At 69.5% G+C, this 12707-nt stretch carries 12 protein-coding genes; 5 read left to right on the forward strand and 7 right to left on the reverse strand.

The genetic code is table 11. The annotated features are described in order from the left end of the window. Positions 1–89: 89 nt before the first annotated feature. The 3 genes from JYK17_RS21180 to JYK17_RS21190 all read right to left on the reverse strand — a co-directional run bounded on the left by JYK17_RS21180 (position 90) and on the right by JYK17_RS21190 (position 1780). The gene (locus tag JYK17_RS21180; RefSeq protein ID WP_108007852.1) at positions 90–665 is read right to left on the reverse strand and encodes a calcium homeostasis/redox stress adaptation protein; all 576 of its coding nucleotides are present in this window, start codon (positions 663–665) and stop codon (positions 90–92) included. 113 nt (positions 666–778) lie between these two features. After that, positions 779–1237, reverse strand: coding sequence for a peroxiredoxin (locus JYK17_RS21185; RefSeq protein ID WP_222810997.1), 459 nt, complete (start codon positions 1235–1237; stop codon positions 779–781). A gap of 111 nt (positions 1238–1348) precedes the next feature. Continuing rightward, positions 1349–1780, reverse strand: a complete 432-nt coding sequence (locus tag JYK17_RS21190) for a DUF3052 domain-containing protein (RefSeq protein WP_181362360.1) — start codon at positions 1778–1780, stop codon at positions 1349–1351. A gap of 370 nt (positions 1781–2150) precedes the next feature. Between JYK17_RS21190 and aceE the strand changes: the two genes are divergently transcribed. Both aceE and JYK17_RS21200 read left to right on the forward strand, forming a co-directional pair. Then, positions 2151–4898 (forward strand): pyruvate dehydrogenase (acetyl-transferring), homodimeric type, encoded by a 2748-nt coding sequence (gene aceE, locus JYK17_RS21195; RefSeq protein ID WP_222810998.1) that lies wholly within the window; start codon positions 2151–2153, stop codon positions 4896–4898. A gap of 69 nt (positions 4899–4967) precedes the next feature. Further along, on the forward strand, positions 4968–5714 hold the full coding sequence (locus JYK17_RS21200; protein WP_128803155.1) for a potassium channel family protein: 747 nt from the start codon (positions 4968–4970) through the stop codon (positions 5712–5714). A 298-nt stretch (positions 5715–6012) separates the two neighbouring features. Here JYK17_RS21200 and JYK17_RS21205 read toward each other — a convergent pair whose 3' ends face one another. Both JYK17_RS21205 and JYK17_RS21210 read right to left on the reverse strand, forming a co-directional pair. Beyond that, positions 6013–6321 carry a small hydrophobic protein gene (locus JYK17_RS21205; RefSeq protein WP_222810999.1) on the reverse strand — a complete coding sequence of 103 codons (309 nt, stop codon included), beginning with the start codon at positions 6319–6321 and terminating at the stop codon, positions 6013–6015. A 291-nt stretch (positions 6322–6612) separates the two neighbouring features. After that, positions 6613–8232, reverse strand: coding sequence for an MFS transporter (locus tag JYK17_RS21210; RefSeq protein ID WP_108007846.1), 1620 nt, complete (start codon positions 8230–8232; stop codon positions 6613–6615). Between the two features lie 66 nt (positions 8233–8298). Here JYK17_RS21210 and JYK17_RS21215 point away from each other — a divergent pair, with 66 nt between their 5' ends. The 3 genes from JYK17_RS21215 to JYK17_RS21225 all read left to right on the forward strand — a co-directional run bounded on the left by JYK17_RS21215 (position 8299) and on the right by JYK17_RS21225 (position 11142). Further along, a complete protein-coding gene (locus tag JYK17_RS21215; RefSeq protein WP_128803153.1) occupies positions 8299–8925 on the forward strand; it encodes a TetR family transcriptional regulator in 627 nt (208 codons plus the stop codon). Between the two features lie 80 nt (positions 8926–9005). Then, complete coding sequence (locus tag JYK17_RS21220; protein ID WP_128803152.1) at positions 9006–10223, forward strand: alpha/beta hydrolase; 1218 nt, start codon at positions 9006–9008, stop codon at positions 10221–10223. Between the two features lie 58 nt (positions 10224–10281). Continuing rightward, entirely contained in the window at positions 10282–11142 is an 861-nt protein-coding gene (locus JYK17_RS21225; protein WP_108007843.1) for a DUF4429 domain-containing protein, read from the forward strand. Positions 11143–11158: 16 nt separating this feature from the next. Here the strand turns inward: JYK17_RS21225 and JYK17_RS21230 are convergent, their stop codons facing one another. Beyond that, a complete protein-coding gene (locus JYK17_RS21230) occupies positions 11159–12175 on the reverse strand; it encodes an aldo/keto reductase (RefSeq protein ID WP_108007842.1) in 1017 nt (338 codons plus the stop codon). Further along, positions 12172–12642: a MerR family transcriptional regulator gene (locus JYK17_RS21235; RefSeq protein ID WP_164932265.1), complete on the reverse strand. Its 471-nt coding sequence runs from the start codon at positions 12640–12642 to the stop codon at positions 12172–12174. The genes JYK17_RS21230 and JYK17_RS21235 overlap by 4 nt, the downstream gene beginning before the upstream one ends. Positions 12643–12707 lie beyond the last annotated feature (65 nt).

The raw sequence follows: 12707 nt of genomic DNA on the forward strand, positions 1-12707 counted from the left end.
GGTGCTTGTTTGGTTGTCCTGCGCGTCCGGCGCCGCACGCAAACCGTGCGGCGCCGGACGGTACGAGCCTGTGACGTGAGCGTCCGGGCTCAGACGTTCACACCGAAGTCCTGCGCGATGCCGCGCAGGCCCGAGGCGTAGCCCTGGCCGATGGCGCGGAACTTCCACTCCGCGCCGTTGCGGTACAGCTCGCCGAAGACCATGGCGGTCTCCGTCGAGGCGTCCTCGGAGAGGTCGTAGCGGGCGATCTCCGCCTCGCCCGCCTGGTTCACGACGCGGATGAACGCGTTGCGGACCTGGCCGAACGACTGCTGGCGGTTCTCCGCGTCGTAGATCGAGACCGGGAACACGATCTTCTCGACGTCGGCCGGGACGGCCGCGAGGTTGATCTTGATCTGCTCGTCGTCGCCCTCGCCCTCACCGGTGATGTTGTCACCGGTGTGCTCGACCGAGCCGTCGGGGCTCTTGAGGTTGTTGAAGAAGACGAAGTTGGCGTCGCTGGCGACCTTGCCCGAGGAGTTCAGCAGCAGTGCGCTGGCGTCCAGGTCGAAGTCGGTGCCGGTCGTGGTGCGGACGTCCCACCCCAGACCGACGATGACCGCGGTCAGGCCCGGGGCCTCCTTGGTCAGCGATACGTTGCCGCCCTTGCTGAGGCTGACTCCCACGAGTCCTCCATTGGTGTCCAGGGGCGGGGTGCCCCGGCGTGCGTTTGACATCGGATCAACGAGTCGATCCTAGTGACGGGTTCCCGCACCACGCAGGGCTTGGCACCGAAGAATCACAGGGTGTCGAGCGCCTTGACGTACTCGTTGAGGTCGCGGGCGTCGGGCAGGGCGTTGACGACGGTCCAGCGGACCACGCCCTCCTTGTCGATGACGAAGGTGCCGCGCACCGCGCAGCCCTTGTCCTCGGCGAAGACGCCGTAGGCGCGCGAGACCTCGCCGTGCGGCCAGAAGTCGCTCAGCAGCGGGTACTCCAGGCCCTCCTGGTCGGCGAAGACGCGCAGGGTGTGGATGGAGTCGTTGGAGACGGCGAGCACCTGGGTGTCGCGGTCGGCGAACTGCGGCAGGTTGTCGCGCACCTCGCACAGCTCGCCGGTGCACACGCCGGTGAAGGCGAACGGGTAGAAGAGCAGGACCACGTTCTTCTCGCCACGGAACTCGGAGAGCTTCACGGTGGCGCCGTGGTTGTCCTTGAGCTCGAAGTCGGGGGCCTTGTCGCCGACCTGGATCGCCATCGCAGTATGTCCCTTTCGGTGGGGCTGTCGGGGTGGTACGACCACCCTACGCAGCGATCACCGGGGAGCTGCGGACGGGCCGGGCACGACGTCCCGACCCGTCCGGCGAGGTCACCTCTTGGACTTGGCCGCCTTCGGCGTCACGAGCCGGCTGCCGCTCCAGTCCTTGCCCACGCTGACGCTCTTGGAGGCGGACAGTCCCGCCGTCGTCGCGGCTTCGGAGATGTCGCTCGGCTCCACGTAGCCGTCACGGCCGGTCTTCGGCGTGAGGAGCAGGATGGAGCCACCTTCTTCGATGTACGTGGTGGCGTCCACCAGCGCATCCGTCAGGTCGCCGTCGTCGTCGCGGAACCAGAGCACCACGGCATCGGCTACGTCGTCGTAGTCCTCGTCCACGAGGTCGCTGCCGATGACTTCCTCGATGGACTCGCGGAGTTCCTGGTCTACGTCGTCGTCGTAGCCGATCTCCTGGACCACCTGCTCGGGCTGGAACCCCAGCCTCACGGCAGGGCTCGTCTCCGCGTGGTCCGCGGTCGCGCTCACGGGTTGCCTCCTGATCATGTCTTGGAATGGGGGTCCCCCCTCGGGGGACTTCAGCCACGCGCGTGCGCGAAGCGTTGGCCGTAGTCCACACGGGCGGGACGGATCGCGCAAGTACCCGGCCGTTCAGACCGCCGAAACGGTGACGATCCGGGCCGTGTCACCGCAACTCCAGGCACGCCCATCGTGCCGTACGTGATGTGCACCACACCCTTCTGCCCCCTTTGTGGCTTTGGGAACCCGATGAGGCCGAAGCAGGACCCGGTTACCTCACAGTAGAGATGACGTTTGCTTCACCGAGGTACACGATGGGGAACGGTGCAGGCACACCGAAATACAGCTGAATGCAGCCCTCTGACAGGTAAGGAACAGCGTGGCTTCCGGATCAGATCGCAGCCCGATCATCATTGGCGGCCTTCCGAGTCAGGTTCCTGACTTCGACCCCGAGGAGACCCAGGAGTGGCTCGACTCCCTGGATGCCGCCGTCGATCAGCGCGGCCGTGAGCGAGCCCGTTATCTGATGCTGCGGCTCATCGAGCGGGCCCGCGAGAAGCGCGTGGCCGTGCCGGAGATGCGCAGCACGGACTACGTGAACACGATCGCGACCAAGGACGAGCCGTTCTTCCCGGGCAACGAGGAGATCGAGCGCAAGGTCCTGAACGCGACCCGCTGGAACGCGGCGGTGATGGTCTCGCGCGCCCAGCGCCCCGGCATCGGTGTCGGCGGGCACATCGCCACCTTCGCCTCCTCCGCGTCGCTGTACGACGTGGGCTTCAACCACTTCTTCCGCGGCAAGGACGAGGGCGACGGCGGCGACCAGGTCTTCTTCCAGGGGCATGCCTCCCCCGGTATCTACGCACGCGCCTACCTGCTCGACCGGCTCAGCGCCGAGCAGCTCGACGGCTTCCGCCAGGAGAAGTCCAAGAGCCCCAACGGCCTGTCCAGCTACCCGCACCCGCGCTCCATGCCGGACTTCTGGGAGTTCCCGACGGTCTCCATGGGCCTCGGCCCGATCGGTGCGATCTACCAGGCGCGGATGAACCGCTACATGCACGCGCGCGGGATCGCCGACACCTCGAAATCGCATGTGTGGGCCTTCCTCGGCGACGGCGAGATGGACGAGCCCGAGTCGCTCGGCCAGCTGTCCATCGCCGCCCGCGAGGGTTTGGACAACCTGACCTTCGTCGTCAACTGCAACCTGCAGCGCCTGGACGGGCCGGTGCGCGGCAACGGCAAGATCATCCAGGAGCTGGAGTCGGTCTTCCGCGGTGCCGGCTGGAACGTCATCAAGCTGATCTGGGACCGCTCCTGGGACCCGCTGCTCGCCCAGGACCGCGACGGGCTGCTGGTCAACCGGATGAACACCACGCCGGACGGCCAGTTCCAGACGTACGCCACCGAGTCCGGCGCGTACATCCGCGAGCACTTCTTCGGTGACGACCAGCGGCTGCGCGCCATGGTCGAGGGCATGACCGACCACCAGATCCTGATGCTGGGCCGCGGCGGTCACGACCACCGCAAGATCTACGCGGCGTACAAGGCGGCCCTGGAGCACAAGGGCCAGCCGACGGTGATCCTGGCCAAGACGATCAAGGGCTGGACGCTGGGCCCGAACTTCGAGGGCCGCAACGCCACGCACCAGATGAAGAAGCTGACGGTCGACGACCTCAAGGGCTTCCGCGACCGGCTGCACCTGCCGATCACCGACAAGGAGCTGGAGGACGGGGCGCCGCCGTACTACCACCCGGGGCGCGACTCCGAGGAGATCCAGTACATGCACGACCGCCGCAAGGGCTGCGGCGGTTACGTCCCCACGCGCGTGGTGCGCTCCAAGCCGCTCGACCTGCCGGACGACAAGGCGTACGCGACCGTGAAGAAGGGTTCCGGTCAGCAGTCGATCGCCACGACCATGGCGTTCGTGCGGCTGCTCAAGGACCTCATGCGGGACAAGGAGTTCGGCAAGCGGTTCGTGCTGATCGCGCCGGACGAGTACCGCACCTTCGGCATGGACTCGTTCTTCCCGAGTGCGAAGATCTACAACCCGCTCGGCCAGCAGTACGAGTCGGTGGACCGTGAACTCCTGCTCGCCTACAAGGAGTCGCCGACCGGGCAGATGCTGCACGACGGCATCTCGGAGGCGGGCTGCACGGCCTCGCTGATCGCGGCGGGCTCGGCCTACGCCACGCACGGCGAGCCGCTGATCCCGGTCTACGTCTTCTACTCGATGTTCGGATTCCAGCGCACCGGCGACCAGTTCTGGCAGATGGCCGACCAGCTCGCGCGCGGATTCGTGCTGGGTGCGACCGCCGGCCGTACGACCCTGACCGGTGAGGGTCTGCAGCACGCGGACGGCCAGTCCCAGCTGCTCGCCTCGACCAACCCGGCCTGCGTCGCCTACGACCCGGCGTACTCGTACGAGATCGCGTACATCGTCCAGGACGGGCTGCGCCGGATGTACGGCGCCTCCGAGGAGCACCCGCACGGCGAGGACGTCTTCTTCTACCTCACCGTCTACAACGAGCCCATCCGGCACCCGGCCGAGCCGGCGAACGTGGACGTCGAGGGCATCGTCAGGGGCCTGCACCGGATCGGGGAGGGCACCTCGGGCACGATCCCGGCGCAGGTCATCGCCTCGGGCGTGGCCGTGCCGTGGGCGGTCGAGGCGCAGAAGATCCTCGCCGAGGACTGGAACGTCAAGGCGGACGTCTGGTCGGCGACCTCCTGGAACGAGCTGCGGCGCGAGGCCGTGGAGGTCGAGCGGCACAATCTGCTGCACCCGGAGGAGGAGCAGCGGGTGCCGTACGTGACGCGGAAGCTGAGCGGCGCCGAGGGCCCGGTGGTGGCCGTCTCCGACTGGATGCGCTCGGTGCCGGACCAGATCGCGCGGTGGGTGCCGGGGACGTACCAGTCGCTGGGCGCCGACGGGTTCGGCTTCGCCGACACCCGTGGCGCGGCCCGGCGCTTCTTCCACATCGACGCGCAGTCGATCGTGGTGGCGGTGCTGACCGAGCTGGCCCGGGAGGGCAAGGTCGACCGCTCGGTGCTCAAGCAGGCGATCGACCGCTACCAGCTGCTCGACGTGTCGGCGGCCGATCCCGGGGCCGCCGGGGGCGACGCGTAGGCGCTGACCGCTCGAAGGGCGACGGACTCGTGGGTCCGTCGCCCTTCACGTTTTCCTTACGATGCGGGCATGGAGCAACAAACGGCGCAAGCACGCTGGGAACACCTGACCCAGCGGCCTCTGCTGGCGCTCGCCCTGCTGTTCGCCGTCGCGTATGCCGTGCCGATCGTGGACGGTTCGGCGGGGCACTCGCTGACCGCGGTGTGCACGGTGGTCGAGTGGGTGGTGTGGGGCGCCTTCGCCGCGGACTATCTGGCCCGGTTGGCGCTGTCCGGGCGGCGCAAGGAGTTCGTGCGCAGGCACTGGCTGGACCTGCTCGCGGTGGTGGTGCCGATCCTTCAGCCGCTGCGGCTGCTGCGGCTGGTCGCGACGCTGCTGCTGGTGGGGCGGCGGGCGCGGATGGCCGAGCAGATCCGGCTGACGACGTATGTCGCCGGGGCAGTCGTCGGGCTGCTGATGTTCGGCTCGCTGGCCGTGCTGTCGGTGGAGCGGGACGCGCCCGAGGGGAACATCCGGACGCTGGGTGACGCGCTGTGGTGGTCGTTCACCACGATGACGACCGTCGGCTACGGCGATCACGCGCCGACGACCGGGCTCGGCCGGATGATCGCCGTGGGGCTGATGCTCTCCGGGATCGCCCTGCTCGGTGTGGTGACCGCGAACATCGCCGCCTGGTTCCTCGCCCGCTTCGAGAAGGACGACGTCGAGGAGCGCCGCCAGACGGAGGCCATCGAGGCACTCACCGAGGAGGTACGAGCACTCCGGGCCGAGGTGGCCGAACTGCGCGGGACGCCCGCCGAGCGGGCCGAAACATGAGAGCGGGCCCCCGGCGGCGTGTCGATGGTGCCCAGAGGCGGAACGGGCCCTGCGCGAGCCCGCGCGAGCAAGCAGCACGCCACACCCCGTCGAACACCCCCGACATGAGGGCGGACCCCCGGTCGTCCCGGCCGGAGGCCCTTCCCTCACGCACCCGGGTCAGAACATGCCGTTGCCCGGGTCGCCGCTCCCGCAGGCCAAATGGTGCTTCCAGCACGCCACACCCCGTCGAACACCCCCCACACGAGAGCGGACCCCCGGCCAGCCCGGCCGGAGGCCCTTCCCTCACGCACCCGGGTCAGAACATCCCGCTGCCCGGGGCTGCCGCTCCCGCGAGCCAGATGATCGCGAGGAGCGTGTCGATGGCGCCCAGTGCGAGCGCGATCAGGGCCGGTACGGGTCCCGAGCGGGACCATGTGCGGCCCATTGCGAGCCAGCCGCAGACGATCGCGACGGGGCCGAGGATGATCCCCAGCACGAAGAATCCCGCGACCGCGCAGACGACTCCGATGATTCCGAGCGTTGCGCGATCCGGCCCGGTCCGTGACCACGTCCGGCCACGCGAGCGGGGGTGCCTGCGCGTTCCCTGTCCGAAGCCCGCCATCATCAACTCCCTGAACCCCGGGGTCTGTTCGGGGTTCGAAACAGCGGGTACCCCCGATCCGTCCACTCACCCCCGGGCCGTCGGCGCGCTGTCCCCCTCCGGCAGCGCGCCGCAGCACCGGTCGCCCCCGACGCCGTACGAACTTGCCCGAGGAACATGCCGTACGGGGGGGCTTGACCACTGTGACCTGCGGCGCGCACCGGGAGCGCGGATCTTTAGCCTCTTCACCCTGATAGGCGAAGTCGGTTTGAAATCCGCCGAGTTATGTGCGAAGGCGGCACGGCCCGCGCCGCGTCAGATGTGGGCCGCGCCCGCACCCGCCTCCGCGTTCGCGCCCCGCTTGGTGAGCAGCGCGACGAAGACCGCCACGACCGCGACACCGCAGGCGACCAGCGACGCGAGGCTCATGCCGGAGATGAACGTGTCGTGCGCGACGCCCGCGATCTTCGCGGCGATCGGCTCCGGGGTCCCCTTGGCGACCGGCGCCACGCCGACCTGGACCGCTTCGGAGGCCTGGTGCAGCTGGGCCGGGGTGAGCGGCGGGAGCCCGGCGTCCTTCCAGTTGCCCGCGAGGTCGCCGTCGACCTTGGAGGCCATGACGGCGCCCAGCACCGCCGTACCGAGGCTGCCGCCGATCTGCATCGCGGCCTGCTGCAGTCCACCGGCGACACCGGAGAGCTCCATGGGCGCGTTGCCCACGATGACCTCCGTGGCGCCGACCATGACCGGCGCGAGGCCGAGGCCGAGCAGGGCGAACCAGACCGACATCACGGCGCTGCTCGTGTCCACCTTCAGCGTCGACATGCCGTACATCGCGATCGCGGTGGCCGCCATGCCGCCCGCCAGCGGGATGCGCGGGCCCAGCTTGGTGATCATCACGCCCGCGATCGGGGAGGCGACGATCATCATGCCGGTGAGCGGCAGCAGGTGCAGTCCGGCGTCGATCGGGCTCATCCCGTGCACGTTCTGCAGGTAGAACGTCACGAAGAACAGGCCGCCGAGGAAGGCGATGGCCATCAGGACCATCAGCACCACGCCCGCGGACAGCGGGATCGAGCGGAACAGACCGAGCGGGATCAGCGGTTCGGCGACCTTCGTCTCCCAGAAGGAGAAGAGGGCGAAGCCGACGACCGAGGCGCCGATGAACGCCCAGGTCTTGCCGTCGCCCCAGCCCCACGCGGGTGCCTTGATCAGGGCCCAGACCAGGCAGAACATCGCGGCGGACAGCAGCGCGATGCCCAGCAGGTCGAAGGAGCGCGGGGCGTTCTCGGCGCGGTGGTCGCGCAGGATCAGCAGGCCGAGGACCAGGGCGACGACGCCGACCGGCACGTTGATGAAGAACACCGACTGCCAGTTGACGTGCTCGACGAGCACACCGCCGAGGATCGGGCCGCCCGCGGTGGAGGCGCCGATGACCATGCCCCAGATGCCGATCGCCATGTTCAGCTTCTCGGCCGGGAAGGTCGCGCGCAGCAGGCCGAGCGCGGCCGGCATCAGCAGGGCGCCGAACAGGCCCTGGAAGACGCGGAAGGTGACGACCACGGCGATGCTGTTGGACAGGCCGATGGCGCCCGAGGCGGCGGCGAAGCCGGTCACACCGATCAGGAAGGTCTGGCGGTGACCGAAGCGGTCGCCGAGCTTGCCCGCGGTGATCAGGGAGACCGCGAGGGCGAGGAAGTAGCCGTTGGTGATCCACTGGACGTCGGCGAAGCTCGCCTTGAGGTCCTTCTGGATGGCCGGGTTGGCGATGGCCACGATGGTGCCGTCGAGGGCCACCATCATGACCCCGACGGCGACCGTTATGAGCGTGAACCAGGGGTGTCCGCGCAGCCCGGAGGCGGGCGGCGCGCTCGACGGGGCTGCTGGTGCGTTGTCCCCCGGCCCCGTCGATTCGATGGCGGTCTGACTAGTCATGCGTTCGAGGCTAATGACAGCGTCTGACAATTGACAAACCAATTCACAAGTCAGTAACTGACGCGTATGGAAACACTCCGCGAACGCAAGAAGCAGCGCACCAGGGACGCGCTGCTGCGGGCCGCCGTCGAACTGTTCACCACGCGCGGCTACGAGCGGACGACGGTGGACGAGATCGCCGATGCCGTCGACGTCTCGCAGCGCACCTTCTTCCGCTACTACGCGGGCAAGGAGGAGGCAGCGCTCGCCCTGCAGGAGATGGCGGTGGCGCGGTTCGTGGAGGCCGTGCGCGAGCGACCGGCCGCCGAGGCGCCGATGGAGGCGCTGCGCCAGGCGGTGCTCGAGGGCTGGGACACGCTGGGCGAGGTCATCGAGGCCGTCGTACCGATCGAGCTGTACTTGCGGATGTACCGGGTGATCGAGTCGACGCCGGTGCTGCTCGCCGCCCATCTGCGGCGCAACGAGGAGATCGAGGATGCCCTCGCGCGCGTGCTCGCCGCCCGCGAGGGTGTCGACGTGGACGCCGACCCGCGGCCGAGGCTGGCCGTGGCGGTGTTCGGCGGGGTGATGCGGGTCACGGAGCGGCGGTGGGGCACGGACGGGGACTTCAGCCTGGACGCCATGCGCGACATGACGATCGCCCATCTCGAACAAGTGGGGCCCGCGCTCACCAAGAACTGGAGGTCACAATGACCTTCAGGAGGTTTATCGAAACGTGATCCCTGTCACTCGGCTCACGCGAGACCCTCTCGTTCTCCTAGTGTGTCCTCCCAGTGACTTCCTTCGACACCTCCCCGCAACTGAACGTCGGGCGCGCACTGCTCGCCCTGGCGGTCGTCTTCGTCATGCTCGCCACCACGGGCTGGACCGCGCTGCGCAGCCATCGCGCGGACACCCCGCTGCAGGCCTCGATCTCCTCCTGGCAGCACGGCCGCATCGACGGGCACCACCTGCCGGACCCCGACGCGTCCCCCACCCGCCTGGCCCGCTTCTTCGCCTCGCTCACCGCCCAGGAGCGCACGCACCTCGCGCAGCGCTACTCCCTGGCGGTCGGCAACATGAACGGCGCCCCGGTCTCGCTGCGCTACCGCGCCAACCGGCACGCCCTCGCCGAGCAGCGCAAGGTCGAGCACAAGCGCATGCACGACATCCGCCTCTCGCCCTCCGGGCAGCACGAGGCCGGCCGCCGTATGCACCGCTACGAGGCGCTGATGGACGAGGGCCGGCACATCCTGGCCTTCGACCCCGCCGGGTCGGGGCGGGTCGCGGAGGTGTTCGGGGACCTGGACAAGGCCCAGCGCGTCTCGGTCGTCGTCCCCGGTGTCGACACCGACCTGCTGACCTTCCAGCGCACCAACCGCCAGTACGCGGCACCGGTCGGCATGGCCAGGTCGCTGTACGACGAGGAGCGCGCGGCGAGCCCGACGACGCGTACGGCCGTGATCGCCTGGGCCGACTACACCGCGCCCGCCGGGCTCGGCATCGAGTCGGCCACGGCGATGCGCGCGGAGGACGGCGCGGTGCGGCTCAACGCGCTGGTGCGCAGCCTGCCCGGCCGCGCGGCGGTGTCGCTGTTCTGCCACAGCTACGGCTCCGTGGTGTGCGGGGTGGCCGCGCACGAGATGCCGCGCCGAGTGGCCGACATCGCGGTGGCCGGCAGCCCGGGCATGCGGGTGGCGAACGCCTCGCACCTGCACACCTCGGCCCAGGTGTGGGCGATGCGGGATGCCACGGACTGGATCCAGGACGTGCCGTACATGGAGGTCGGCGGGCTGGGTCACGGAGCCGATCCGGTGTCCATGTCCTTCGGGTCGCGGGTGCTGTCGGCGCAGGGAGCGAAGGGACACGCCGGGTATTTCGAGCCCGGCACGGAGAGTCTGCGGAACTTCGCAGACATCGGAGTTGGCGCGTACCGCTCGGTGCACTGCGCGCGGGACGACGGCACGTGCCGCGCGGGTTTGTCCGGCGCGGCCGCCGACGGACGCGCGTAGAGGCGCGGAGAACTGCGGTCTGCGCAGGGTGGCGACGAAGGAGCAGGACCCGAATACGATGAGCCGCATGGGTGATGTACTGGCCGGATTTCATGCTGCCTGGGAGTTCGAGTCCGACTCCGTGCTCATCCGTTACGAACGGGGGATTCGAACACCCAAGCTCTTCCAGGCGCTGGGTGAGCGGCGTGTTCCCCACGAGGCGATCGCCGGGGTGACGCTGACCCCCGGCAGACGCGGCACGGTCGTCCTGCGCGCCGAACTGCGCCGCGGCGCCGATCCGCTCCTGGAGGCGGCCGCGGGCCAGCTGAAGGAAGGGTGCGACCCGTACCGGCTGGTGCTGCCCGCCGAGCGCGGCACCCTCGCCGAGTACTACGCCGACGAGCTGCGGGCCCAGCTGAAGGACGACGGCGAGCCCGCGGAGCGGTATCTGGTGGACGCCCCCGAGGCGCCGCGCCAGTTCAAGGCGTACGACGCGAAGGCGTCCTTCGACGGCAAGACAGTCAACTTCCGCTGGTTCTGGACGGGAGCGTCCTCGGCGAAGTGGAAGGCCGGCGACCAGAGCTTCCCGGTGTCCGAGCTCAGCGGGGTCGAGTGGCGCTCGCCCGAGGTCTTCGAGGGCCATCTACGGCTGGTGCCACGCGACGGGTCCCCGGCGCCCGCGCAGCCCGACCAGGATCCGGCGTCCGTGGTGTTCGGCCTGGGCTACGGCCCCGTCCACGAGTCCCTGCCGTTCGCGGCCGCCGTACTGGCGGCCGTACGGCAGAACGGGGCCGCGGCGGTCGTTCCCGCCGCGGCCCCGCGCCGCGATCCCGCCGACATCGCCGAGCGCATCCGTCACCTGGGGGAACTGCACCAGGCGGGGCTGGTGACGGACGAGGAGTTCTCGGTGAAGAAGGCCGAGCTGCTGGCGGAGCTCTAGTCCGCTGCCTGCCCGATCACTCCCGGCCGGCCGACGTGAAGGTCATGTCCGCGTACCGCTCGCCCGCGACCTTCCCGGCGATCGGCTCCAGCAGGGCCAGCTCGTCGTCGGTCAGGACGATGCGGGTCGCCGCCACGTTCTCCTCGACGCGGCTCGGCTTGCGGGTGCCGGGGATCGGGACCACCGGCAGACCGTGCACGGCCGCCTGCTGCTGGACCCAGGCCAGGGCGATCTGGCCCGGCGAGGCGTCGTGGGCCGCGGCGACCGCGCGGACCGGCTCCAGCAGGGCGGCGTTCGCGGCCGCGTTGTCGCCGGTGAAGCGGGGCTGCTGGCGACGGAAGTCGTCGGAGGTGAGCTCCTTGTCGGCGTTGGTGAAGGAGCCGGTGAGGAAGCCGCGGCCGAGCGGGGAGTACGGCACCAGCGTCACGCCCAGCTCCCGGGCGGCCGGCACCACGTTCGCCTCGATGTCGCGGCTGAACAGCGACCACTCCGACTGCACCGCGGCGATGGGATGCACGGCGCGGGCCGCCCTCAGCTCGTCCGCCGTGACCTCGCTCAGGCCCAGCTGCTTGACCTTGCCCTCGCGCACCAGCTCGGCCATGGTGGCGACGGTCTCCTCGATCGGCACGTTCACATCGCGCCGGTGCATGTAGTAGAGGTCGATCACGTCGACGTCCAGGCGCTTGAGGCTGGCCTCGACGGCCTGGCGGATGTAGGGCGCGTCGTTGCGGATGACCCGGCGGGTGGGGTCGTCCGGCGGGATCGAGAGGGCGAACTTGGTCGCGATGACCAGCTCGTCCCGATGGGCCTTGAAGAACGGCGACAGGAACTTCTCGTTCTCGCCCTTGCCGTAGGCGTCCGCCGTGTCGTACAGCGTGACGCCCAGCTCCAGTGCCCGCTCCAGGGTGGCGCGCGACGCCTTCGCGTCGACGGGGCCGTAGGCGAAGCTCATGCCCATGCAGCCGAGGCCCTGTACGCCCACCTGGGGGCCCGACTCGCCGAGCCGTGCGGTCTGGATCGTGCTGTCCGTCATCGAACCTTCTCTGCCTCGTAGGCGCGGGCGCGCTCGGCGTCCGCATAGAAACTGATCTTCCGGTCGAGCACCGCGAGGGTGTCCTGGAGTTCCGCGATCCGTGCGAGGACGTCCCGGCGGGTCGTCTCCAGCAGCTCGAAGCGCTCGCCGTAGGTGTGTTCGCCCTCGCGCACCAGTTCCGCGTAGCGCACCATGTCGGCGACCGGCATGCCGGTGAGCCGGAGCTTGCCGACCAGGTCGAGCCAGTCGAGGTCGCGATTGCTGTAGCGGCGCTGACCGGTGTGCGAGCGGTCGACGTGCGGCATCAGCCCGATCCGCTCGTACCAGCGCAGGGTGTGCGCGGTCAGCCCGGTGAAGGCGACGACCTCGCTGATCGTGTACGCGTCCTGCCCTTCCGGGCGCCGGTGCGGGTGGGGCGGAGCGCTGCAGAGGTCGGTCCTGGTGGGCGTGGTCTCCATCACCGTCATGCCCTCAACGCTATGACCTTCGAGTGCACTCCAAGCAAGCGGAACAGGTAATAAATCGGCAGGAC

Source organism: Streptomyces plumbidurans (assembly GCF_019857225.1).
Taxonomy (GTDB): domain Bacteria; phylum Actinomycetota; class Actinomycetes; order Streptomycetales; family Streptomycetaceae; genus Streptomyces; species Streptomyces plumbidurans.

Excerpts from the sequence above, each read along its gene's own strand:
- JYK17_RS21215 (WP_128803153.1), top strand. The coding sequence starts at position 8,299 with ATGGAAACACTCCGCGAACGCAAGAAGCAGCGCACCAGGGACGCGCTG.
- JYK17_RS21210 (WP_108007846.1), bottom strand. The coding sequence starts at position 8,232 with ATGACTAGTCAGACCGCCATCGAATCGACGGGGCCGGGGGACAACGCA.
- JYK17_RS21185 (WP_222810997.1), bottom strand. The coding sequence starts at position 1,237 with ATGGCGATCCAGGTCGGCGACAAGGCCCCCGACTTCGAGCTCAAGGAC.
- JYK17_RS21225 (WP_108007843.1), top strand. The coding sequence starts at position 10,282 with ATGAGCCGCATGGGTGATGTACTGGCCGGATTTCATGCTGCCTGGGAG.
- JYK17_RS21200 (WP_128803155.1), top strand. The coding sequence starts at position 4,968 with ATGGAGCAACAAACGGCGCAAGCACGCTGGGAACACCTGACCCAGCGG.
- JYK17_RS21205 (WP_222810999.1), bottom strand. The coding sequence starts at position 6,321 with ATGATGGCGGGCTTCGGACAGGGAACGCGCAGGCACCCCCGCTCGCGT.
- JYK17_RS21230 (WP_108007842.1), bottom strand. The coding sequence starts at position 12,175 with ATGACGGACAGCACGATCCAGACCGCACGGCTCGGCGAGTCGGGCCCC.
- JYK17_RS21235 (WP_164932265.1), bottom strand. The coding sequence starts at position 12,642 with ATGACGGTGATGGAGACCACGCCCACCAGGACCGACCTCTGCAGCGCT.